This is a genomic window from Streptomyces sp. NPDC026301, assembly GCF_055567935.1.
Genome location: NZ_JBVHPN010000012.1, coordinates 65,830 through 87,651 on the forward strand (window position 1 = coordinate 65,830; position 21,822 = coordinate 87,651).

Here is a 21,822-nt window from a genome sequence, read left to right on the forward strand (position 1 = left end):
CGTTCACGGGTGCGGGGCTTCTTCGGGCGGGGCGGCATGGGCGGGAGGGGCCGCTGCCGGCTGCGCGGTGAGCCGTTCGCGGGGGTCGCGGCTCGCGAAGTAGCCGATGGTGCGCTTGATGCCTTCCTCCCACGCGACCTTCGGCTCCCAGCCGAACATCTCGCGGGCCAGCGTGGTGTCGGGCCGCCGCCGTTCGGGGTCGTCCTCGGGCCGTTCGATGTACCGCAGCTCCGACCGGGAGCCGGTCAGCGCGATGATGCGGTGCGCGATCTCGGCGATGGGTGTCTCCTCACCGCCGCCGATGTTGACAGGGCGTACCGCCCGGCTCGCGGCCACCAGCAGGATGCCGTCGACCGTGTCGTCGACGTAGCACAGCGAGCGGGTCTGCTCGCCGCTGCCGGCCACGGTCAGCGGCTCGCCGGCCAGCGCCTGGCAGATGAACGTCGGGACCGCCCGGCCGTCGTGGGCGCGCATCCGCGGGCCGTAGGTGTTGAACATCCGCACGATGCCGGCGTTGGTGCCCTTGGCTCCGACGTGCGCGGTCACCAGCGCCTCGGAGAACCGCTTGGACTCGTCGTACACGCTGCGCGGGCCGACCGGGTTGACGTTCCCCCAGTAGTCCTCGCGCTGCGGGTGCATGAGGGGGTCGCCGTACACCTCGGAGGTGGAGGCGAGGACGAGGCGTGCGCTGTCGCGGTGCGCGATGGCCAGGGCGTTCCGCGTCCCGAGGCTCCCGACGTCGAGCGTCTCCAGAGGCATCCGGAGGTAGTCGGCGGGTGAGGCGGGGCACGCGAAGTGCAGGACCAGGTCGTAGGGGCCGCGGAGTTCGTCCACGCACTGCGGGAGGCAGACGTCCCGGTCCAGGAAGCGGAAGCCGGGGCGGCCGAGCAGGTGCTCGATGTTCTCCATCGACCCCGAGCACAGGTTGTCCACGCAGTCGACCTCGACGTCGCTCTCCAGCAGGCGTTCGCAGAGGTGCGAACCGAGGAAGCCGGCACCTCCGGTCACGACGGCACGCCGCCACGTCGGTTGCAAGGGCAGGGCAGTCACGCGTCGTCCTCCTTTCCGTGCGGCATGGCACTGGGTGGCACGGACCTCGAGTGTCCCATTTCCATGCTTTTACACATCTGCGTCCGTTCTACCGGCGACGGCCGGGGTACGCCTCTTGAGTGCGCGACAACGCAAAGGAGCACGGCATGCGAGAGCCCCTCAACGCCCTGACCGACGACCTGCTCGCCCGTCCCGGAGGACCCGGACGGACGCTGCTGACCGGGTGGTTCAGCTTCGACGACGGCGAGGTCACGGTCGGCGACGCGCTGGCCCAGCGCCGGGTCTCCCAGGCGCTCACGGCGTGCGGCATCGCGCACGACACCGCCTGGAGCCGCGGCTTCGCACCGGAACGCATGCCGCTGGACGCCGCGGACCCCGCCGCGTACGGCCATGTCGTCTTCACCTGCGGACCGGCGCACGGGGAGCAACTGCGGCGACTGCACCGGCAGTTCAGCGCCTGTCGGCGGCTCGCCGTCGGCGTGAGCGTCATCGACCCCGAAGACCCCGCGGTGACCGGCTTCGACCGGGTCTTCGCCCGGGACGAGCCGGCCGCCGCGCCCTCTGTGGACCTGGCCGCCACGGCCCCGCTGCACCCCGTGCCACCCCTGGCCGGGGTGGTGCTGACGTACGGGCAGGGCGAGTACGCGGAGCGGCGGCGGCACGACACGGTCGGCGGACAGCTGATCGAGTGGCTCACCCGGCTGGACTGCACACGGGTGGCCGCCGACACCCGGCTCGCCATCGACGACTGGCGGCACTGCGCGACGCCGGAGCAGTTCATGGGGCTCGCCGCCCGGCTCGACGCCGTGGTCACCAACCGGCTGCACGGCATGGTGCTGGGGCTGCGCGCGGGCACGCCGGTACTGGCCGTCGATCCCGTACTGGGCGGCGCGAAGGTGAGCGCCCAGGCGCGGGCGCTGCGCTGGCCCGCCGTGGTCCCGGCGGACGAGGTGACGCCGAAGGCGCTGGACCGGTGGTGGGAGTGGTGCCTCTCCCCCGCGGGCCGCGCGGCGGCGGGGCGGCGGGCGCGGCTGATGGAGCGGGCCCGCGTGTCCCACCGGCCATGATTACGTTCCGCGATTCCGGTAACCCGAGGGACAGGAACAGTCCCCCTGATATGAGGAGGAATCGTGCTCAGCGCCATCGCCGACGTGCTGCGGGCCATCGGCAGCACCATTGCCGCCGTGGTCACCCTGCCTTTCCGTGCGCTCGCCCGGCTCTTCGGCGGCGCCTCGCGGGGCGCCCACTGAACCGGCGCGGACAGCTCTCACGGAGGAGTGCGAGGCCATGACGGCGGACCGGCGGAAGACCGTACAGGCCCTGCTGGAGACGCACGGGCAGACCTATGCCGCGGAGGCGGGCATCACGCTCCGCGACACCCCGCAGCCGCTGTACCAGCTGCTCGTACTGTCCTGCCTGCTCAGCGCGCGCATCCGGGCCTCGGTGGCGGTGGCAGCGGCCCGCGAGCTCTTCGAGGCGGGGATGCGGGACGCCCGGTCCATGCGGGACGCGACCTGGCAGCAGCGGGTCGACGCGCTGGGCCGGGGCAGCTACCGCCGGTACGACGAGCGCACGTCCACCCAGCTCGGGGACGGCGCGCAGCTGCTGCTGGACGAGTACCACGGTGATCTGCGGCGGCTGCGGGACGAGGCCGGCGGGGACGTGGACCGGCTGAAGGAGCTGCTGCAGAAGGTGCCCGGGCTCGGCCCGGCCGGCGCGGACATCTTCCTGCGCGAGGCCCAGGCCGTGTGGCCGGACCTCGCTCCGTACATCGACAGCAAGGCCCAGCAGGGCGCGGAGCGGCTGGGCCTGCCCAAGAAGCCGGAGGAGCTGGCGCGGCTGGTGTCCGCCGGCGACACCGCCACGCTGGCCGCTGCCCTGGTCCGGGCGGCGCTGGAGAAATCCGTGGTGGAGGACGTCCAGGAGGAGACCTCATAGCGAGACGAGCAGGAGACGTCACAGCGACGCGAAGGGGCCGGGACTCGGATGAGTCCCGGCCCCTTCGCGCGTGCGGGGTGCGTGCCCGTCCCGTCAGGCGGCGGTCCGGTAGGCCGCCGCGGTGACCGGCGCGGTCCGGATCGTGCCCTTGCGGGCGTGCAGCAGTGCACCCAGGCCGGTCACGGCCGCGATGATCAGGCCACCGGCCACCAGGGCGCCGCGCGCGCCGACCTGCTCCATCAGGAGGCCGAGCAGCGGCGGGGCCACCAGGCCCCAGCCCGTGCTCAGGCTCCGCCAGACGCCGAGCACGCGGCCGCGCATGTTCGCCGGCGGGTCGGTCTGCAGCACCGTCGTGCCCGCGGTGTCGGAGACCGACTCCACCACCGACATCGGCAGCACGAGGACCAGCAGGAAGATCAGCGAGGGCGAGAGCCCCGCGACGACCTGGAGCAGCGCACCGGCGGCGGCGAGCGCGCCGACGAGCTTGACCGAGGGCTTGCGCAGCCGTGCGGCGAGGATCGCGCCGACGATGCCGCCGGCGGCCAGGACGGAGGAGACCGTGCCGAACGCGCCGGCGCCCGCGCTGAGCGGACCGGTGACCAGGACGGCCAGGGTGAGCTGGTAGTTCCGGCCGAAGACGGCGCTCAGGCCGGTGATCACGGCCAGCGCCACCAGCCGCGGGCGGCGCATGAAGAAGGCCATGCCCTCGCGGGCGGTCATGGCGGGCTCGGGGTCGACGGCGACCGGCTCGGCGACCGGCTTGGGGGCCTTCTCCAGGCTCACCGGTGCGTTCGTCCCGCCCTTGTCGGCGCCGGACCCACGAAGCGCCTGGCTGACCGGCCGCAGGAAGGGGATCACCGCGGCGACGAAGAGGAAGGAGAAGCCGTTCGCGGCGTACGCGGCGCCCGTGCCGAGGACACCGACGGCCACACCGGCCAGCGCCGTACCGCCGAGCCGGCCCACGCTGTGCACCAGCGAGCCGACCGCGATGGCGGAGGGCACGTCCTCCCGGCGCACGAGGTCGTTGCCGAGCAGCGCGGTGGCGGGGCCGTCGACCGTGGCGATCAGGCCGGTGACCGCGGACAGCGCCATGAGCACGCCGTAGTTGAGCTGGTCGGTCGCCACCAGGAAGGCGGTGGAGAAGGCGACCAGCCCCAGGACGGCCTGGCTCACCGCGGCGGTGAGCTTCCGGGGCCAGCGGTCGACGGCGGCGCCGCCGAACAGGCCCATCAGGAGGCCGGGCCCGGCCTGTACGGAGAGCGACAGCCCCGTGGCGGCGGCGGACCCGGTGAGCTGCAGCACCAGCAGGTTCTGGACGGTCAGCTGCATCCAGGTACCGGCGTTGGAGACCAGGTTGGCCACCGACCACCAGCGCATGCTGCGGTAGCGCAGCGAGCGCCACGGTGCGTGGTCGCCGCCGGCGCCGCCCGTACGGCCGCGCCCGAAGAGGTACTTCAGGTTCGCGGTGTACCGGCGTACGACGGAGGGGGCTTTGTCGCCCCGTGGATCACCGGCGGGATCGGCCGGCTCGGCGACGGGGTCGGCGGGGACCGCGGAATCGGCGGCGGTCGCACTGTCGGGTGCGGTCGCCTGCGCGGGGACGCGGCCAGGAGCAAGGACGGGAGAAGGCACTAGCGGAACACTTCGTGATGAGCCCGTCAGGCTCGGAAAGCGGCTCGGCGGGCGCGCGGGCACGGCTGTGTGCGGTGGCGGGCCTGGGGTGCCGAGAATCGGTCGATGCCGGGCCGGAAGGAGTACGCAGTGCGCACGCCTCGGGCACGACAAGATTCGACTTTCACATACCGGTGCGGCCGATCAAACGGGTACGGGGTGCGATGGCCGTCACCCTGCCGCGGATCCCTTGTGCCCCAAGGGTTCCACCGAGTGGGTGCGCATTCTCACAAGGAGCGGTGAGCCGGTGACACACGGGTACTCGCTGACCGCCCGACGTTGCGTTTGCACGATGTGTGACGGTTCCGCAAGGTGGGTGCAGTGGGGCAGAAACGGGCACCCGTTGTTCTGCACCGGCCGGAGAAGACACCGGCGAGGTCCCGCGGAACGGCAGTCCAGGAGAGGAGAGCGGCCATGTCCGACGAGGCGATGGGTGACGAGGTGTACCAGCCGCCCGCCTACGACGTGTCGGCCAAGCCCGACGACCTCGACATGGAGGACGCCCTCGACGAGCCCGACGCCGACCAGCAGCTGGACGAGGGGTACTCGCCGCCGGAGAAGCCGTTCGCGGTGAACCAGACGGGCACGACGGCGAACGAGCAGCGCGAAGGCGAGAGCCTGGACGAGCGGCTGGACAAGGAGCTGCCGGACGTGACGCCGCCCGCCGGCGACGGCATCGGTGACGAGCCGGACAGCGACGGCGAGCCGGTGGACGAGCAGGCGGGCGAGGACCGCGCCGGGCGCATCGTCGGCGGCGACCAAGGCTTCCCGAACCGCGGCCGGAACGCCAACGACGTCGTCGCCCGGGACGTGGGCATCGACGGCGGCGCCGCGGGTGCCGAGGAGGCGGCGGTGCACATCGTGGACGACGAGAACGTCAACGACGACGAGTCCCCGCCGCTGCCCTGACACGGTGGAAAGAGGGCATGACCGAGGACGCTCCGGCCGTCACCGCCGTACGCGGACCGCTCGTCCGCTTCCCGGCCGATCCGTTCCGCACCGGCCGCGACGAGGCGTTCGCGTACGCGCCGGACGGGCTGCTGATCTGCGCCGACGGCCGGGTCACCGCGGCCGGTGAGTACGCCGCGCTGCGCCACCGGCTCCCCGCGGGCGTCAGCCCCGCCCACTACCCGGACCACGTCATCGTCCCCGGGTTCGTCGACACCCACGTGCACGGCGTGCAGACGGACGTCATGGCGGCGTTCGGCGCCGACCTGATGGGGTGGCTGGAGCGGCGCGCGTTCCCCGAGGAGGAGCGGTTCGCCGACGGCCGGTACGCCCGCGAGGCCGCCGCCGTCTTCTGCGACGCGCTGCTGCGCAACGGCACCACCACCGCGCTGGTCTTCGGCTCCGTCCATCCGGAGTCCGCCGACGCGCTGTTCGAGGAAGCGGCCCGGCGGAACCTGCGGATCGCCTGCGGCAAGGTCCTGATGGACCGCAACGCGCCCGCCCCACTGCTCGACACGGCACAGCGGGGTTACGAGGAGTCCAAGGCGCTGCTCGCCCGCTGGCACGGCAAGGGGCGCGCCCAGTACGCGATCACGCCCCGCTTCGCGCCCAGCAGTACGCCGGAACAGCTGGAGGCGGCCGCCGCGCTGTGGCGGGAACACCCCGGCACGCTCCTGCACACCCATGTCTCGGAGACGCCCGACGAGGTCGAGTGGGCCCGCTCGCTCTTCCCCGGGCGCGCCGGCTACCTGGACGTGTACGACCACTACGGGCTGCTCGGGCCGGGCGCGGTCCTCGCCCACGGCGTCCACCTCTCCCCCGCCGAGCGCGACCGCTGCGCCGCCACCGGCACCGCGCTGGCCCACTGCCCCGGCTCCAACCTGGCGCTGGGCAGCGGGCTGTTCCCGGTGCGGGAGACCGCGGGCGGCCCGCACCCGGTGACCGTCGGGCTCGGCACGGACGTCGGCGCGGGCCCGACCTTCTCGATGCTGTCGACGGCGTACGAGGCGTACAGGGCCGCCGCGCTCTGCGGTGCCCCGATCGACGCCGTGCAGGCGTACTACCTGGCCACGCGGGGCGGTGCCGCCGCGCTGGGCCTCGCGGAGACCGTCGGCTCCCTCGCGCCCGGCCAGGAAGCGGACTTCGTGGTGCTCGATCCCCGGGCCACTCCGCTGCTCGCCCGGCGCGCGGCGCGCGCCGAGGACATCGAGGAGCTGCTGTTCGTCCTGGCGGCGATGGGCGACGACCGCGCGGTGCGCGCCACGTACGTCGCGGGGCGGCGCGCCCACGACCGGGACGCCGCACCGGCCGGGGGCAGCCGGGGCGGTCGGTGACCGGCCGGGGTTCAGACACAGGCTCTCAGCGGCCGAGGGCCTTGGCCAGCTCGTCCTTGGACATCGAGGAGCGGCCGTCGATGTTCTTCTTCTTGGCCTCGTTGTAGAGCTGGTCCTTCGTCGGTCCCTTGGAGCCCGTGCGGTTGCCGGAGCGCTGGCCGCCCCGCTGCGACGCCGACTTGGTGTCCTGCGTGGAGCTCCTGCTCGCCGACTTGGACTCACCGGAGCGCGCCCGCTCCTTGTTCACCGTCCGCGCGGCGATCTCCTTCGCCCGCCCGGACGAGGTGCCCCGCTTCTCGGCGCCTTCCTTGATGTGCTCGTACTGACGCTCGCGCTTGTTGCTGGAACCTCGCGGCATGTCACGTCTCCTTGTGGTCGGCCCCGTCCCGCCGGGAGTGCGGACCGGTGGCACGTTCCACTCCACTCCTCACGTCCGCGCGCCGCGAGAGGAGGTGGGCCGTTCGGGCACGCCGTCCGCGCCGGCCAGCCGGACCGCGCACTCCAGCATCATCGCGTGCACGAAGGACTGCGGGAGATTGCCCCGCAACTGACGCTGTGTGATGTCGTACTCCTCGGCGTACAGCCCGGCCGTGCCGCACGCGGCACGGTTGCGCTCGAACCAGCGGTACGCCTCGATCTCCCTCCCCTGCTGGTGTTCCGCCAGCGCCATCACGAAGCCGCAGAGCACGAAGGCGCCTTCCGCCTCCTCCAGCGGCCGGTCGTCGTGCCGGAAGCGGTACGCGTAGTGGTGGTCCGTCAGGCGCTCGGTGTAGGCCCGCAGCGTGGCGCGGGTGCGTGGGTCGTCGGCGGGCAGCGCGCCGCGCAGGGACGGAATGAGCAGGGCCGCGTCCAGTGCCGGGTCGTCGGCGGCGCGCTGCCAGTGGCCGTCGGGGTGCAGCGCGGTGGCGGTGGTGGCGTCGAGGAGGGTGTCGGCGAGCGCGCGCCACTTGCGGGCCTGCGGTCCCGGCGGCCCGGCCGCGGCCATCGCGCGCAGCCCGCCGGAGCAGATGAGGCGGCTGTGCGTCCAGGCGCGCGCGTCCAGTTCCCAGATGCCGGCGTCCGGCTCCCGCCAGCGGTGCGCGACGGCGTCCGCGGCGATCTCCGCGGCCTTCCAGCCGTCGCCGTCGAGCCGGCCGGCCCGGGCCGCGGCGGCGAACAGCAGCAGCGCCTCGCCGAAGGCGTCGAGCTGGAACTGCCGGTTGACCTTGTTGCCGATCCGGTCGTAGCCGCCGGGGTAGCCGGCCAGGTCCAGTTCCCGCTGGTCGGGTACGGGTCCGCCGTCGGCCGTGTACGCGGGGGTGATCCCGGGCCCGTCCTCGTGCAGCCGCGCGCCGATGAAGCCGACGGCGGCGTCGAGCAGCGGGTAGTGCCCCACCGCCGCCATGGCCTGGCCCGCGTAGCACTGGTCGCGGATCCAGACGTACCGGTAGTCGTAGTTGCGGCCCTCTTCGGCGCGTTCGGGCAGGCTGGTGGTGGCCGCCGCGATCATGCCGCCGCGCGCGCCGGTCATGCCGCGCAGCACGGCGTAGGACTGGCGGGCGTCCGCGGCGGCGACGGTGTGGTCCAGCGCGGGGACCGCCTCCTGCCAGGCCCGTTCGGTGCGGGCCCAGGCGGCGTCGGGCTCCGGTGGCGGGCCGTCCGGCGCGCTGCGGCCGATCTCCAGCACGAAGTCGTGCTGGCGGCCGGGGTCCAGGCACAGGTCGAGGACGAGGCGGGTGGCGCGGCGGCGGTCGAAGTGTCGGCCGGTACCGGAGCCGGTACCGGTGCCGGGGTCCGCTTCGGGGCCGGGGTCCGCCGGTTCGTCCGTGAGGCGGGCTTCCGCGCCGCCCGTCCAGCGCAGGTGCAGGCCGCCGGCCCGGGCGGTCCACACGCCGTGCTCGTCGCGGTGCGGCTCGCGCAGCGGCTCGGCGCCGTAATCGGCCAGCGGGTGCAGCACGACCCGCAGCCGGGCGGGGCCTTCGCAGGCCAGCACCCGGCGCAGCAGGACGACGCGGTCGGGGTCGCCCGGGTACGCCAGTGCCTCCCGGCACTCGACGATGCCGCTCTGGGTGATCCAGCGGCTGCGCCAGATCAGCGTGCCCCCTTCGTAGTGGCCGCCGGGCACGTACCGCTCCCGCGGCGTCACCGCGTAGACCCCGCCCCCGCCGATGAGGGTGGCGAAGACCGCCTCGTCGTGCCAGCGCGGGGCGCACAGCCAGCAGATCTCGCCGCGCGGGCCGACCAGCGCCGCCCGCTCGCCGTCGGCCAGCACGGCGTAGTCGCGCAGTACCTGGGGCGGATAGGCGTGGCTTTCGGGCAGTTCGATGGCGGTCATCGGTCTCCGTGGGGTGCGGGAGTGCTCCGTACCGGGCGGGCGCGGGTCAGCCGGTGCGGTACTGCTCGGCCAGGTCGGCGCGGAGCGTCAGCCCGTGGCCCGGCGCGCCGTCGGCGCCGGGCGTGATGCTGCCGCCGGCCGGGTCGAGGGCGCCGTCGAAGAGCAGGTTCTCGATGCGCACGTGGTCGTGGAACCACTCCAGGTGGCGCAGGTTGGGCACGGCGGCGGCCGCGTGGGCGTGGACGTGCGGCGCGCAGTGGCCCGAGAGGTCCAGCCCGGCGGCCTCGGCGAGCGCGGCGGCGCGCAGCCAGACGGTGAGGCCGCCGCAGCGGGTGGCGTCGGCCTGCAGGCAGTCCACCGCGTCGGCGCGCAGCATGTGCCCGAAGTACGGCAGGGCGTAGCCGTATTCGCCGGCGGTGACGTCGGGGGTGACGGCGGCGCGAATGTGTGCGAGCCCGGTGAGGTCGTCGGAGGAGACCGGTTCCTCGAACCAGGTGACGCCCTGGCTCGCGAGGTGAGCCGCGACGCGGACGGCCTGTTTGCGGGAGTAGCCGCCGTTGGCGTCGACGTAGAGGTCGGTGGTGTCGCCGATGGCGCGGCGGGCCGCGGTGACGCGCTCGGCGTCCCGCCACGGCGCGGTGCCCCACGACTCACCGATCTTGATCTTGACGCGCGGGATGCCCTGCTCCTCGACCCAGTGCCGCAGCTGGCGCTCCTGCTGCCCCGCGTCGTACGTGGTGAAGCCGCCGCTCCCGTACACGGGGACCTCCGCCCGGCACGCCCCGAGCAGCCGTACCAGGGGCAGGTCCAGCAGCCGGGCCTTGAGGTCCCACAGCGCGAGGTCGACGGCCGAGATGGCGCCGGCGATGAGGCCGGGCCGCCCCGCGTTGCGGACGGCCCGGCTCATCGCCTCGTTGGCGCCCGGCACATCGAAGGCGCAGCGCCCGGTCACCACGTCCGCCAGCTGGCCGCTGACGACCTGTGCGGTGGCGGGCGCGCCATAGGTGTACCCGAAGCCGGTGGCGCCGCCGGAGCGCACGGTGACCAGCACCAGCGTCGTGGAGTTCCAGGTGAGGGTGCCGTCGCCCTCCGGGGCGTCGGTCGGGACGGTGTACACCGCCGTCCCGACCGACTCCACCGGGGGCCCGTCACGCCCTTCGTGCGCGTCCGTCATCAGGCGTTCTTGCCGTCCTCGGTGCCGGGCCGGTCCTCGCGGTGGCGGTGACCGGGCAGCATCTCCTGCACCTTGGCCTTGAAGCCCTGCTTGATCACGTCGGCGCGGTCGCTGTCGCCCTTGAGGATCGCGGTGGCCGCGGCCTCGATCTGGTCCAGGCTGGCGTGCGGCGGGATGGGCGGCACGGCCGGGTCGGTGCGGAAGTCGATGACGAACGGGCGGTCGGCGGAGAGCGCCTGGCGCCACGCCGACTCCACGTCGCCGGGCTTCTCCACGCGGACGCCGCCGAGACCGATGGAGCGCGCGAAGTCCGCGTACGGCACGTCGGGGATGTGCTGCGAGGGCTCGAACTGCGGCGCCCCGGACATCGCCCGCATCTCCCAGGTCACCTGGTTGAGGTCCTGGTTGTTGAGGACGGCGATGATGAGCCGCGGGTCGGACCACTGCTGCCAGTACTTGCGCGCGGTGATCAGCTCGGCCATGCCGTTCATCTGCATCGCGCCGTCGCCGACGATGGCCAGCGCGGGCCGCTCCGGATGCGCGAACTTAGCGCCGATGACGTACGGCACGCCGGGGCCCATGGTGGCCAGGGTGCCGGACAGCGAGCCGCGCATGGCGCCGCGCATCCGCAGGTGGCGCGCGTACCAGTTGGCGGCGGAGCCGGAGTCGGCGGCGAGGATCACGTCGTTGGGCAGCAGCTGGTCCAGGGCGTGCACGACGTACTCGGGGTTGATCGGGTCGGCGTCCACGGCGGCGCGCCGCTGCATGACCTCCCACCAGCGCCCGGTGTCCTTCTCGATCTTCTTGCGCCAGGCGCCGTGCTTCTTCCGCTTGAGCTGCGGCAGCAGCGCCCGCAGCGTGTCCTTGGCGTCGCCGACGAGGTTGACCTCGAAGGGGTAGCGCATGCCGACCATGTGCGGGTCGATGTCGATCTGGACGGCGCGCGCCTGGTCCAGCTCGGGCATGAACTGGGTGTACGGGAAGCTGGAGCCGATCACCACGAGGGTGTCGCAGTCCATCATCAGGTCGTACGAGGGCCGGGTGCCGAGCAGGCCGATGGCGCCGGTGACGTACGGCAGGTCGTCCGGCAGCGCGTCCTTGCCGAGCAGCGCCTTGGCGACGCCGGCGCCGGTCACGTCGGCCAGCTCCTCGACCTCGGCGCGGGCGCCGCGGGCGCCCTGCCCGATGAGGATCGCGACCTTCTCGCCCTCGTTGATGACCTTCGCGGCGCGGGCCACCTCGGGATTCGCGGGGACCGGCGCGTACTGGGCCATGCCCAGGCTGGAGGGCACCATCTTGAACGCGTGCTGCGGCGGGGAGTAGTCCAGCTCCTGCACGTCGGCGGGGATGATGATCGCGGTGACGGTCCGCCGCGCGATCGCGGTGCGCATGGCCCGGTCGATGCAGTTGGGCAGCTGCTCGGGGACGGTCACCGTCTCGCAGAAGTCGGAGGCGACGTCCTTGTACAGGCTCGCCAGGTCGACCTCCTGCTGGTAGGAGCCGCCCATGGCGCTGCGGTTGGTCTGGCCGACGATGGCGACGACGGGCACGTGGTCGAGCTTGGCGTCGTAGAGGCCGTTGAGCAGGTGGATGGCGCCGGGCCCGGAGGTCGCGGCGCAGACGCCGACCCGGCCGGAGAACTTGGCGTAGCCGACCGCCTCGAACGCGGCCATCTCCTCGTGCCGCGCCTGGACGAACTCCGGCTTGTTGTCGGCCCGCCCCCAGGCGGCCAGCAGGCCGTTGATGCCGTCACCCGCGTAGCTGAACACGTGGTCGACGTCCCACTCGCGCAGCCGCTGGAGAACGTAGTCGGACACCTTGATCGACACTGGTATTACCTCTCATTTCGCATGGGTGACGTGCGGTGCGGGCGGCGGGCCGCCGACCGGGCGACGGCGGCGGCGACGCCGAGCGCGGCCAGCGCGCCCGCGGTGAGCAGCCGGGCGTCCCCGGCCCGGGCGGCGGGCCGCAGGGCGAGCGCCTCGGGCCCGGTGGCCGGCAGCGGCCCGTCGAGGCCGAGCGCGAGGACCTCGGCGAGGTGCAGCGCGCGGCGCCCCGTGCCGCCCTGCTCGATCTGGGTACGGCAGCTGAACCCGTCCGCGATGACCAGGGCGCTGGGCGCGGCGTCCCGTACGGCGGGCAGCACGCCGAGCTCGCCGACCTTCATCGACAGGTCGTGGTGGCCGCGCTCGAAGCCGAAGTTGCCGGCCAGCCCGCAGCAGCCCTCGTCCAGCACGTCGGCCTCGATGCCGGCCCGGCGCATCAGCTCCCGGTCGGCGTCGTCCTTCAGTACGGCGTGCTGGTGGCAGTGGGTCTGCACGGTGGCGGTACGGGCCAGCCGGGGCGGCCGCCAGTCGTCGGGCGCGTGGTTGAGCAGCTGCTCGGCGAAGGTGCGGAACTGTCCGGCCAGCCGCTGGACGTCCTCGTTCTCCGGCAGCAGTTCGGGCGCGTCGGCGCGGAAGACGGCGGCGCAGGACGGCTCCAGGCCGATGACCGGGGTACCGGCTTCCAGCCAGGGCCGCAGCGCCTCCAGGGTGCGCCCGAGGACGCGCTTGGCGGTGCGCAGCTGGCCGGTGGAGATCCAGGTCAGGCCGCAGCACACGGCCTGGGTGGGCACGGCGACGCGGAAGCCCGCGTCCTCCAGTACCCGCACCGCCGACTTGGCGATGGCGGGGTGGAAGTACGTACTGAAGGTGTCCGGCCACAGGACCACGGTGCGCGGGTCGGCGGGGTCGGGCTCCGGGGTGCCGCGCGCCCGCCACCACTGGACGAACGACTCCTCGGCGAAGACCGGTGCCGCACGCTCCCCGGCCACCCCGGCCGCGAGCTTCCCGAGGCGTCCGAGGCCGGGCGCGGTCAGCGCCGCGTTGACCAGCCGCGGGGCGAGCCGGGAGAGCCGGGCCCACAGCGGCAGCCAGCCCATCGAGTAGTGCGCGGCGGGCCGCAGCCGCCCTTCGTAGTGGTGGGCGAGGAATTCGGCCTTGTAGGTGGCCATGTCGACGCCGACCGGGCAGTCGGACTTGCAGCCCTTGCAGGCCAGGCAGAGGTCCAGGGCGTCCTTGACCTCGGTGGAGCGCCAGCCGTCGGTGACGGGCGAGTCACCGTGCCCGCCGAGCATTTCGAAGAGCAGCCGGGCGCGCCCCCGGGTGGAGTGCTCCTCCTCGTTGGTCGCCCGGTAGGAGGGGCACATCACGCCGCCGGAGTGGGTACGGCAGTTGCCGATGCCGACGCAGCGCATCACGGCCCGGGTGAAGGAGTGGTCGTCCTCGGGATAGCCGAAGTGGGTGGCGTGGCTCTCGGGGCGCCAGTGCGGGCCGAGCCGGAGGTTCTCGTCGACGCGGTGGGGCGCGACGACCTTGCCGGGATTCATCCGGTCGTCCGGGTCGAACAGCGCCTTGAGCTCGCCGAACGCGGTGACCAGCCGCTCGCCGAACATCTTCGGCAGCAGCTCGCCGCGGGCCTGCCCGTCCCCGTGCTCGCCGGAGAGCGACCCGCCGTAGGAGGCGACGAGGTCGGCGGCGCGGTGCACGAACGCCCGGAAGTCGGCGACGCCCTGGGCGGTCTTGAGGTCGAAGGGGATGCGGGTGTGCACACAGCCCTGCCCGAAGTGCCCGTAGAGGGACGGGTGGTCGTAGTCGAACTCCGCGAAGAGCTTCTTCAGGTCGCGCAGGTAGTCGCCGAGCTTGTCGGGCGGTACGGCGGAGTCCTCCCAGCCCTCCCAGGTCTCCCGGTCGTCCGGCGGGCGGGCGGTCACGCCGAGCCCGGCCTCGCGCGCCTTGAGCATCTTCTGCTCGCGCTCGGGGTCGTCGGAGAACGCCACGCTCGGGTCGTCCTCGCGGCGGCCGATGGCCCGCAGCAGGTCGCACGCCTGCCCGTCGACGTCCTCCTGGCTGTCGCCGCTGAACTGCAGCAGCAGCCAGCTCTCGCCTTCGGGGAAGCGTTCGATGGAGTCCAGGAACGCGCCCTCCTCGCGCATGAGCTGGGCCATCCGCCCGTCCAGCGCCTCCAGCTGGCTGGGCCGGCAGTGCTTCAGCAGCCGCGGCACGTCGTCGGCCGCGGTGCAGATGTCGTCGTAGCCGAGGACCACGATGGCCTCGAAGGGCGGTACCGGTACCAGGTCCAGCTCCGCGTGCAACACGGTGACCAGGGTGCCTTCGCTGCCGATGAGGGCGCGGGCGAGGTGGAACTCGTTCTCCGGGAGCAGCGCGTCGAGGTTGTAGCCGGAGACACGGCGCGGGATGCGCGGGTAGCCCCGCCGGATGTCGCCCATGTAGCGGTCGGCGATGCGCCGCAGGCCCTGGTACAGCTCGCCCTTGCGCCCGCCGCCGGCCACGGCCTCCTCGTACTCGGTGTCCGAGGTGGCACCGACCCACATCCGGGTGCCGTCGTAGGTGAGCACCTCCATGCGGCGTACGTTGTCCGCGGTCTTGCCGTACGCCTGCGCCGAGGCGCCGCAGGAGTTGTTGCCGATCATGCCGCCGAGCGCGCAGTGGCTGTGCGTGGACGGCTTGGGCCCGAACTTCAGCCGGTACTCCGCCAGCTGCCGGTTGAGGTCGTCCAGCACGATGCCGGGCTCGACGACGCAGGTGCGGCGCTCCGGGTCGACCGAGACGAGGTGATGGCAGTACTTCGTCCAGTCGATGACCACCGCGGTGTTGGTGCACTGGCCGCCCAGGCTCGTGCCGCCGCCCCGGGAGAGCACCGGCGCCCCGAATTCCGCGCACACGGCGACCGCGTCGGCGCCCGCCCGTACGTTCCGGGGCGCGACCACGCCGATGGGCACCTGGCGGTAGTTCGAGCCGTCCGTGGCGTACGCGCCGCGGCTGCCCGCGTCGAAGCGCACCTCCCCGTCGACCCGCTCGCGCAGCGCCCGTTCCAGCGCGCCCGCGTCCAGGTCCGCGACCCCGCCCGCCACCGCACGCTTGCGATCGGTGAGCGCCGCTTCCTCGTTCGGTGCCATGGTCACCTTCCTCGTCCGTCCCGCCGCCTCGGTGTCCCGGTCCGTACGTGCGTACGCCCGCCGGTGACACCGGTACGCCCGCCGGCCGTACGGGCGGGCGTACCGGGGAACCGGCGGGCCGGCGCCTCAGTCCGTCGAAAGCGCTTCGAGAAGGTCTCCGACCTGCGGGTCGGGCAGCGCGCGGGCGACGTCCGCCAGCGCGACCATGCCGACGAGGCTGTGGCCGTCGATGACGGGCAGCCTGCGGACCTTGTGGTGCGCCATGGTCGCGAAGATCTCCTCGGCGTCGTCGTCGGCGCCGATGGTGACCGCTTCGCCCTGCGCGAGCTCACCTGCCGTGGTCTTCTCCGGGTCCTTGCCTGTCCCGAGCACCTTCACAGCGATGTCGCGGTCGGTCAGCATGCCCTTGAGCTTGTTGTCCGTGCCGCAGATCGGCAGTGCCCCGACACCGAGCGAGGTGATCCGCCGGGCGGCCTCGATGACGCTGTCCTCGGCACCGATGCACTCCGTGCCCGGGGACATGATGTCGCGTGCGGTAGGCATGTCTGCTGGTCTCTCCTCGTTGACGTAGGTGACCCAGGTGGCGTGACTGCTGGGCCGTGCTTACTTCTTGCCGCGTCCGGTGACGAAGTCGCGGGCCCGGTCGACCAGCCCCGCGCCGGGTGCCAGCAGCTTGTTCGCGGGCGGAGTGGTCGGGGACTTGGGGTGCGGGCGGGTGGGCGCCGACTTCTTGGCGCTGCGGATCTTCTCGCCGAGCGCCGCCAGCTCCTCCGGCGGGCAGGCGTCGCGCAGCTGCGGAAAGAGCCGGCCCTCCTCGTCCCTGACGTGCTCGGTGACCTCGGTGCGCAGCTTGACGACGAGGTGGTTGAAGTCGGGGTGCTCGGCGCCGGTCTTCTCCAGGTTCTTCAGCAGCTCCTCCACCCGGCTGTGGTCGGCGATCTCCTTGTCGGCGAGCGCGTTGCCCTCGGGCAGGTGCTTGCGCACCGCCGGGTACAGGTGCTGCTCCTCGGCCACCGAGTGCCGGACCAGCTCGATCGTCAGGTGGTCGGCGAGGCGCTTGCGCTCGTCCGAGCCCGGGGTGCTGCTCTCGATCTGCTGGAAGAGCTCGGTCACCTCGCGGTGGTCGGTGGTCAGTTCTTCGATGACGTCGCCGCCGTGCCCCATGAGTGCTGCCACCTTTCGCGGAAGCGGCGCGTCCGGACCCTCCGGGCGCCATCGGACGAGTTCCCGTTACCTCAAGTCCGTAACGCCGCAACTCGACCGATCGGGCAGGATTGGGCCGAATGGCTCTGTCGTTTCCTTATGGGGGTGTCGTTTCCATACAGGGGTGCGCGCCGGGCCGGTACGACGGTCCCGGCCCGGCGCTTTTCCCATCCCCATGGAGCCCATGGCCCGGCGCACGGGTGCCATGCGACGGCACGGCCAAACGTCCCAGCGCCGGAAAAGGAACAGATCAGGCGGTGGGCGTGAGGTCGGCGCGGCCGAACAGCAGGGCGTAGCCCCGGGGCAGCTGCGCCAGGACCCGCTCCAGCAGCTCTTCGCCCAGGTGGGCGCCGATGGCGGTGAGGACGGTGCTGGCGTCCCAGCGCGCGGTGGCGTGCGTGGCGCCCTCCGTGCGGGCCGCCACGCTGTCCACGAACTCGCACGCGGTGCGGGGCCGCTCGTCCCTTATCCCGCCGGCGATGATCCGCCCGGCCTCGGGCGGCACCGACCTGAGGAACGCGAGCCGCTCCTCGCCGGTGAGCTGGCCCGCGAAGGCCGCCAGTACGTGCTGGACCGCCCGCTCGGCCTCCGCGACGGTCCGGTAGCGCCCCGAGGTCCGCACCGCCGCGAGCAGGTCGCCGCCCATGATGCCGCCTCCTCACCCGGGTCGCCCCCTTCCATGGTCCGGATCCCGGCGGAACCCGCAACACCGGGCGGGCCCCGGTCACCCCACCGCTTCCCGGCGGCCGCGGCCCCTCCGTACGGGCGCATCACCGGACCGGCAGGCTTCGGCCCGGCCCGGCAGGGGCACCCGTCCCCGCATGTCCCACACTTCAGACCTTCCCGGCATCGACGAGTCGTACTGGATGGCCAGCGCGCACACCACGTCGTACGCCCCGCTGACCGAGGACACCGACGCGGACGTCACGGTCATCGGGGGCGGCATGGCGGGGATCAGCACGGCGTGGGAGCTGTCCCGGACGGGGCGCCGCGTCGTCGTCCTCGAAGCGGACCGGATCGCCGCCGGCGTCACCGGCTACACCACCGCCAAACTCACCGCGCTGCACACGCTGGTCTACGACAAGCTGCGCCGCACCCGCGGCGGCGGCGCGGCCCTGCACTACGCGGTCTCCCAGCAGGGCGCCGTCGAGCGCGTCGCCGAGGTCGCGCGGGAGCTGGGCATCGACTGCGAGCTGGAGCGCTTCCCCGCGTACACCTATGTCCGCGACCGGGCCGGCACCGACCAGCTGCGCGCCGAGGCCGACGCGGCGCAGGAGGCGGGGCTGCCGGCCTCCTACGTCACCGAGACCGGGCTGCCGTTCGACGTGGCCGGCGCGGTGCGCGTCGAGGACCAGCTGCTCTTCCACCCCCGCAAGTACCTCCTGGCGCTCGCCGAGGACCTGCGGGAGCACGGCGGCGAGGTGTACGAACGCACCCGCGCCACCGGGCTGCACGAGGGCGCGCCGTGCCGGGTGACGACCGAGACCGGCGCGACGGTCACCTCCCGCGAGGTGGTCGTCGCCACGCACTACCCGGTGTTCGACCGGGCGCTGCTCTTCACCCGGCTCTCGCCCCGCCGGGAGCTGGTGGTCGCGGCCCCGATCGAGGCGGACCGCGACGTGCGGGGCATGTACATCACCGAGGAGGAGGGCAAGCGCTCGGTGCGCACCGCGCCGTACGGCACCGACCGGCGGCTGCTGGTCGTCACCGGGGAGCAGTTCCCGCCGGGCACGGGCGACGCCGTCGCGCGCTTCCGGCGGCTGGCCGAATGGACCGAGCGGCACTTCCCCGGTACGGACGTCGCGTACCGCTGGGCGGCCCAGGACAATGACTCCACCGACACGGTGCCGCTGATCGGGCCGTTCCACCCCGGCGCCCGGCACACCTACGTCGCCACCGGCTTCGGCGGCTGGGGGCTCAGCGGCGGCGCGCTGGCCGGGCGCCTGATCGCCGGGCTGATCAGCGGCGACCCGCCGCCGTGGGCCGGTCTGTACGACCCGCGGCGGCTGTGGGGCCCGGTCCGCGAGGCGCCCGCGTTCCTCAGCCACCAGGCGAAGGTCGCCCAGCACTTCATCGGCGACCGGCTGCGCACCACGCACGTCGACTCCGTCGCCGACATCCCGCCGGGGACCGGCGCGGTGGTACGGATCGGCGCCCGGCGGTGCGCGGTGTACCGCGACGAGGACGGCACGGTACAGGCGGTCTCGGCGCGCTGCACGCATCTGGGCTGCCTGGTCGCCTTCAACACGGCGGAGACGGCGTGGGAGTGCCCCTGTCACGGGTCGCGCTTCTCCACCGAGGGCATGGTGCTGAACGGCCCCGCGCTGCACCCGCTGGAGCAGCTGGACATCGGCTCCGACGTGTAACGACGGCCGCGCGGGGCACCCAACACGGGCACTGTCCACCCGTCGGCGCACCGCGCCTGCGGCAGGAGAGGAAGCAGCTCATGAGCAGTGTCCCCGAGCGGCGGGTCGTGGTGACCGGCGCCACCGGCAACGTCGGCACCAGCGTGGTCCGTGTGCTGAGCGAGGACCCGCAGATCGACGTGGTCCACTGCATCGCGCGCCGCACGCCGCGCGACACGCCGCCGAAGACCACCTGGACAGCGGCCGACATCGCGGACGAGGAGTGCGACCTCGCGGCGGACTTCGCGGGCGCGGCGGCCGTCGTGCACCTGGCCTGGGCCTTCCAGCCCACCCACCACCCACCGCAGACCTGGCGTACCAACGTCCTCGGCTCCCTGCGGGTCTTCGAGGCGACGGCCCGGGCGGGGGTGCCCGCGCTCGTCCACGCCTCCTCGGTCGGGGCCTACTCCCCCGGCCCGAAGGACCACAAGGTGGACGAGTCCTGGCCGACGCACGGCTGGCCGGACGCCGCGTACTGCCGCGAGAAGGCGTACCTGGAACGGGTACTGGACGGATACGAGCGCGAGCACCCCGGTATGCGCGTGGTGCGGATGCGCCCGGCGTTCCTCTTCAAGGAGGAGGCGGCGTCCGAGCAGCGCCGGATCTTCGGCGGGCCCGCGGTGCCCGCGCCGGTCGGCCGGCTGGCCCGGCCCGGGCTGCTGCCGTTCCTGCCGGACGTCCCGGGCCTGCGCTTCCAGGTACTGCACACCGACGACGCGGCCCGGGCGTACCGGCTGGCCGTCCTCGGCGACGCGCGCGGCGCCTTCAACCTCGCGGCCGAGCCGCCGGTGGACATGCCGTTCCTGGCGCGGCTGCTGAAGGCCCGTACGGTACGGATGCCCGCCGCGGCCGCCCGCGCCGCGCTCGGTACCGGCTGGCGGCTGCGGCTGGTACGCGCCTCGCCGCACCTGTTCGACGCGGTGCTGGGGCTGCCGCTGATGGACTGCGGCCGGGCGCGCGAGGAGCTGGGCTGGCGGCCGGAGAGCACCGCGGCCGAGGCGGTGGGCGCGCTGCTCAGCGGCCTGCGGAACGCGAGCGGCGCGCCCACCCCGCCGCTGTCGAGCCACCCGAAGACCGCCTGAACCGATCGCCGGGCCGGGCCGCTTCCGGGCCGCTGCGCCGTTGGACCGAAGCTGATCATTTCGGGTTTCCGGTGCCGCGCCGACGGGCACTCCGGAGGCGCCGCGGCAGGTCACCGCGACCACCGTACGCGCGGCGACGGACGGCCCGGCGGCACGCAGCCCAACAGCACCGACCTCTGGAGGAAGACATGGCCGAGAAGGGGAGCGGGCCGGACAGCCCGCTGCAGGACGACGAGGTGAAGAAGCGCCTGGAGGGCGAGCTGCGGGCCAATCGTGGCATCCGGGTGGAGGAGGAGCACGAGCCCGAGCCCGCGGGCGAAGACCAGCCGGCGGTGCAGCGCTCGCCCGACGGGACCCTCGAAGGCGGCACGCCCCCGGGGATGTCCGCCGAGGACGTGGAGATCCGGTCGGACCTGGCCCGCCACCTCGACCCCAGCATCTACCCCGCCGACCGGGCCGCCGTGCTGGACTCCCTGCGGGACAACAACGCGCCGGACCGCGTCCTGGCGCGGGCCGAGAACCTCCCGGGCGGGGAGCGGTTCGCCAATGTGCAGGACATCGCCCGGGCGCTCGGCCTCGGTGTCGAGGAGCGCCGTACCTGACCGCACACGGGGCGGCCCGGCGCGGCCGCCCTTCCCCCCGGCATGGTCGCCCCGGGCCGGATTCACCCTTCCGGCCCGGCGCTTTCCCATCTCTCCCATGGCCGGCCGCTCGGCCGGGAAGCCGAGTGCCACGCTCACGGGAGCCCAAACCTCCGCCCTCCCCCGGTGTGCTCCGTACGGCGCACACCGGGATGCGGACCCCGCCGGTACGGGGTGCGATGGGAGGACGAGGAGGTGGCGGCAGGTGGCACACGCAGTCTGGGCCGGTGCGCTGTCGTTCGGGCTGGTCTCCCTGCCCGTACAGCTGGTGACCGCGACGGAGAGCCACACGGTCCACTTCCACCAGCTCCAGCGCGGCACCTCCGACCGGGTGCGCAACAAGCGGGTCAACGAACGCACCGGCAAGGAAGTCGCGTACGACGACATCGTCAAGGGCTACGACGCCGGGGACGAGTACGTGCTCGTCGAGCCGGAGGAGCTGGACGAGATCGCGCCGGGCCGGTCCAAGTCCCTGGAGATCACCGGCTTCGTCGACCTGGCAGCGGTCGCGCCGATCTTCTTCGACAAGACGTACTACCTCGCGCCCAAGAGCAAGGAGTACGCCAAGGTCTACGGCCTGCTGCGGGAGGCGCTGGCGCACGCGAACAAGGCGGGCATCGCCACGTTCGTGATGCGCAACCGCGAGTACCTCGTCGCCGTCAAGGCCGAGGACGACATCCTGACCCTGCACACCCTGCACTGGGCCGACGAGGTCCGCGACCCGCACAAGGAACTGCCGACCCTGCCGGAGCGCGCCAAGCCGGACAAGAAGGAGCTGCAGACGGCGGTGCAGCTGATCGACGCGCTGTCCGTGGACTGGGAACCGGACGAGTACCACGACACGTACCAGGAGAAGGTGCAGCGGCTCGTGGAGGCCAAGCGCACCGGCGAGACGGTGGAGAAGGCCGAGCCGGCGCCGAAGGCGACCAACGTCATCGACCTGCGCGAGGCCCTGCAGGCCAGCGTGGACCGGGCGAAGGGCGGCAGCGGGAAGTCCGGCGGCGACACGAAGAAGCGCACCCAGAAGAGCCGGAAAACCCAGCAGGACCAGAAGAGTCAGAAGAAAAAGAAGGCGTCCTGAGGCCGCCGCGGTCGACGCGCC

19 protein-coding genes are annotated in these 21,822 nt (G+C 73.3%); 9 read left to right on the top strand and 10 right to left on the bottom strand.

Going from position 1 to position 21,822, the window contains the following annotated elements:
• Nucleotides 1-3 precede the first annotated feature (3 nt).
• Nucleotides 4-1,050: an NAD-dependent epimerase/dehydratase family protein gene (locus ACZ4MH_RS21820; RefSeq protein WP_351598850.1), complete on the bottom strand. Its 1,047-nt coding sequence runs from the start codon at nucleotides 1,048-1,050 to the stop codon at nucleotides 4-6.
• A gap of 146 nt (nucleotides 1,051-1,196) precedes the next feature.
• Here ACZ4MH_RS21820 and ACZ4MH_RS21825 point away from each other — a divergent pair, with 146 nt between their 5' ends.
• From ACZ4MH_RS21825 to ACZ4MH_RS21835, 3 genes are all read left to right on the top strand, one after another.
• Nucleotides 1,197-2,117 (top strand): polysaccharide pyruvyl transferase family protein, encoded by a 921-nt coding sequence (locus tag ACZ4MH_RS21825; RefSeq protein WP_351598852.1) that lies wholly within the window; start codon nucleotides 1,197-1,199, stop codon nucleotides 2,115-2,117.
• 63 nt (nucleotides 2,118-2,180) lie between these two features.
• Nucleotides 2,181-2,300, top strand: a complete 120-nt coding sequence (locus tag ACZ4MH_RS21830; RefSeq protein WP_281179349.1) for an LPFR motif small protein — start codon at nucleotides 2,181-2,183, stop codon at nucleotides 2,298-2,300.
• A gap of 37 nt (nucleotides 2,301-2,337) precedes the next feature.
• A complete protein-coding gene (locus tag ACZ4MH_RS21835; RefSeq protein WP_351598854.1) occupies nucleotides 2,338-2,988 on the top strand; it encodes an HhH-GDP family DNA glycosylase in 651 nt (216 codons plus the stop codon).
• Between the two features lie 93 nt (nucleotides 2,989-3,081).
• On the opposite strand, the gene ACZ4MH_RS21840 is transcribed toward ACZ4MH_RS21835, so the two are convergent.
• Nucleotides 3,082-4,446, bottom strand: a complete 1,365-nt coding sequence (locus tag ACZ4MH_RS21840) for an MFS transporter (RefSeq protein ID WP_467754655.1) — start codon at nucleotides 4,444-4,446, stop codon at nucleotides 3,082-3,084.
• Between the two features lie 627 nt (nucleotides 4,447-5,073).
• Here ACZ4MH_RS21840 and ACZ4MH_RS21845 point away from each other — a divergent pair.
• Both ACZ4MH_RS21845 and guaD read left to right on the top strand, forming a co-directional pair.
• Complete coding sequence (locus ACZ4MH_RS21845) at nucleotides 5,074-5,568, top strand: DUF5709 domain-containing protein (protein ID WP_351598856.1); 495 nt, start codon at nucleotides 5,074-5,076, stop codon at nucleotides 5,566-5,568.
• A 17-nt stretch (nucleotides 5,569-5,585) separates the two neighbouring features.
• Nucleotides 5,586-6,941, top strand: a complete 1,356-nt coding sequence (gene guaD / locus ACZ4MH_RS21850) for a guanine deaminase (protein ID WP_351598858.1) — start codon at nucleotides 5,586-5,588, stop codon at nucleotides 6,939-6,941.
• A gap of 25 nt (nucleotides 6,942-6,966) precedes the next feature.
• On the opposite strand, the gene ACZ4MH_RS21855 is transcribed toward guaD, so the two are convergent.
• The 8 genes from ACZ4MH_RS21855 to ACZ4MH_RS21890 all read right to left on the bottom strand — a co-directional run bounded on the left by ACZ4MH_RS21855 (nucleotide 6,967) and on the right by ACZ4MH_RS21890 (nucleotide 17,238).
• Entirely contained in the window at nucleotides 6,967-7,299 is a 333-nt protein-coding gene (locus ACZ4MH_RS21855) for a plasmid stabilization protein (protein WP_351598860.1), read from the bottom strand.
• Nucleotides 7,300-7,368: 69 nt separating this feature from the next.
• Entirely contained in the window at nucleotides 7,369-9,255 is a 1,887-nt protein-coding gene (locus ACZ4MH_RS21860; protein ID WP_351598862.1) for a glycoside hydrolase family 15 protein, read from the bottom strand.
• A gap of 46 nt (nucleotides 9,256-9,301) precedes the next feature.
• A complete protein-coding gene (locus tag ACZ4MH_RS21865) occupies nucleotides 9,302-10,429 on the bottom strand; it encodes an enolase C-terminal domain-like protein (RefSeq protein ID WP_467754644.1) in 1,128 nt (375 codons plus the stop codon).
• On the bottom strand, nucleotides 10,429-12,252 hold the full coding sequence (locus tag ACZ4MH_RS21870) for a thiamine pyrophosphate-requiring protein (RefSeq protein WP_351600514.1): 1,824 nt from the start codon (nucleotides 12,250-12,252) through the stop codon (nucleotides 10,429-10,431). Before ACZ4MH_RS21870 ends, ACZ4MH_RS21865 begins: the two co-directional genes overlap by 1 nt.
• Nucleotides 12,253-12,263: 11 nt before the next feature.
• Nucleotides 12,264-15,389, bottom strand: coding sequence for an FAD-binding and (Fe-S)-binding domain-containing protein (locus tag ACZ4MH_RS21875; protein WP_351600499.1), 3,126 nt, complete (start codon nucleotides 15,387-15,389; stop codon nucleotides 12,264-12,266).
• A 126-nt stretch (nucleotides 15,390-15,515) separates the two neighbouring features.
• Entirely contained in the window at nucleotides 15,516-15,932 is a 417-nt protein-coding gene (locus tag ACZ4MH_RS21880; RefSeq protein WP_351600500.1) for a CBS domain-containing protein, read from the bottom strand.
• A 60-nt stretch (nucleotides 15,933-15,992) separates the two neighbouring features.
• A complete protein-coding gene (locus ACZ4MH_RS21885) occupies nucleotides 15,993-16,553 on the bottom strand; it encodes a hemerythrin domain-containing protein (RefSeq protein ID WP_351600501.1) in 561 nt (186 codons plus the stop codon).
• A 289-nt stretch (nucleotides 16,554-16,842) separates the two neighbouring features.
• Nucleotides 16,843-17,238, bottom strand: a complete 396-nt coding sequence (locus ACZ4MH_RS21890; RefSeq protein WP_351600502.1) for a DUF2267 domain-containing protein — start codon at nucleotides 17,236-17,238, stop codon at nucleotides 16,843-16,845.
• A gap of 175 nt (nucleotides 17,239-17,413) precedes the next feature.
• Here ACZ4MH_RS21890 and ACZ4MH_RS21895 point away from each other — a divergent pair, with 175 nt between their 5' ends.
• The 4 genes from ACZ4MH_RS21895 to ku all read left to right on the top strand — a co-directional run bounded on the left by ACZ4MH_RS21895 (nucleotide 17,414) and on the right by ku (nucleotide 21,801).
• Entirely contained in the window at nucleotides 17,414-18,958 is a 1,545-nt protein-coding gene (locus ACZ4MH_RS21895; protein ID WP_351600503.1) for an FAD-dependent oxidoreductase, read from the top strand.
• Nucleotides 18,959-19,038: 80 nt separating this feature from the next.
• A complete protein-coding gene (locus tag ACZ4MH_RS21900) occupies nucleotides 19,039-20,079 on the top strand; it encodes an NAD-dependent epimerase/dehydratase family protein (protein ID WP_351600505.1) in 1,041 nt (346 codons plus the stop codon).
• Nucleotides 20,080-20,267: 188 nt separating this feature from the next.
• Nucleotides 20,268-20,681 (top strand): DUF2795 domain-containing protein, encoded by a 414-nt coding sequence (locus ACZ4MH_RS21905; protein ID WP_351600507.1) that lies wholly within the window; start codon nucleotides 20,268-20,270, stop codon nucleotides 20,679-20,681.
• A gap of 244 nt (nucleotides 20,682-20,925) precedes the next feature.
• Nucleotides 20,926-21,801 carry a non-homologous end joining protein Ku gene (gene ku / locus ACZ4MH_RS21910; protein ID WP_351600509.1) on the top strand — a complete coding sequence of 292 codons (876 nt, stop codon included), beginning with the start codon at nucleotides 20,926-20,928 and terminating at the stop codon, nucleotides 21,799-21,801.
• The last annotated feature ends 21 nt before the right edge of the window (nucleotides 21,802-21,822 follow it).

Coding starts and splice junctions, on each gene's coding strand:
- ACZ4MH_RS21825 (WP_351598852.1), top strand. CDS start 1,197: ATGCGAGAGCCCCTCAACGCCCTGACCGACGACCTGCTCGCCCGTCCC.
- ACZ4MH_RS21835 (WP_351598854.1), top strand. CDS start 2,338: ATGACGGCGGACCGGCGGAAGACCGTACAGGCCCTGCTGGAGACGCAC.
- ACZ4MH_RS21845 (WP_351598856.1), top strand. CDS start 5,074: ATGTCCGACGAGGCGATGGGTGACGAGGTGTACCAGCCGCCCGCCTAC.
- guaD (WP_351598858.1), top strand. CDS start 5,586: ATGACCGAGGACGCTCCGGCCGTCACCGCCGTACGCGGACCGCTCGTC.
- ACZ4MH_RS21855 (WP_351598860.1), bottom strand. CDS start 7,299: ATGCCGCGAGGTTCCAGCAACAAGCGCGAGCGTCAGTACGAGCACATC.
- ACZ4MH_RS21860 (WP_351598862.1), bottom strand. CDS start 9,255: ATGACCGCCATCGAACTGCCCGAAAGCCACGCCTATCCGCCCCAGGTA.
- ACZ4MH_RS21865 (WP_467754644.1), bottom strand. CDS start 10,429: ATGACGGACGCGCACGAAGGGCGTGACGGGCCCCCGGTGGAGTCGGTC.
- ACZ4MH_RS21875 (WP_351600499.1), bottom strand. CDS start 15,389: ATGGCACCGAACGAGGAAGCGGCGCTCACCGATCGCAAGCGTGCGGTG.
- ACZ4MH_RS21880 (WP_351600500.1), bottom strand. CDS start 15,932: ATGCCTACCGCACGCGACATCATGTCCCCGGGCACGGAGTGCATCGGT.
- ACZ4MH_RS21885 (WP_351600501.1), bottom strand. CDS start 16,553: ATGGGGCACGGCGGCGACGTCATCGAAGAACTGACCACCGACCACCGC.
- ACZ4MH_RS21890 (WP_351600502.1), bottom strand. CDS start 17,238: ATGGGCGGCGACCTGCTCGCGGCGGTGCGGACCTCGGGGCGCTACCGG.
- ACZ4MH_RS21895 (WP_351600503.1), top strand. CDS start 17,414: ATGTCCCACACTTCAGACCTTCCCGGCATCGACGAGTCGTACTGGATG.
- ACZ4MH_RS21900 (WP_351600505.1), top strand. CDS start 19,039: ATGAGCAGTGTCCCCGAGCGGCGGGTCGTGGTGACCGGCGCCACCGGC.
- ACZ4MH_RS21905 (WP_351600507.1), top strand. CDS start 20,268: ATGGCCGAGAAGGGGAGCGGGCCGGACAGCCCGCTGCAGGACGACGAG.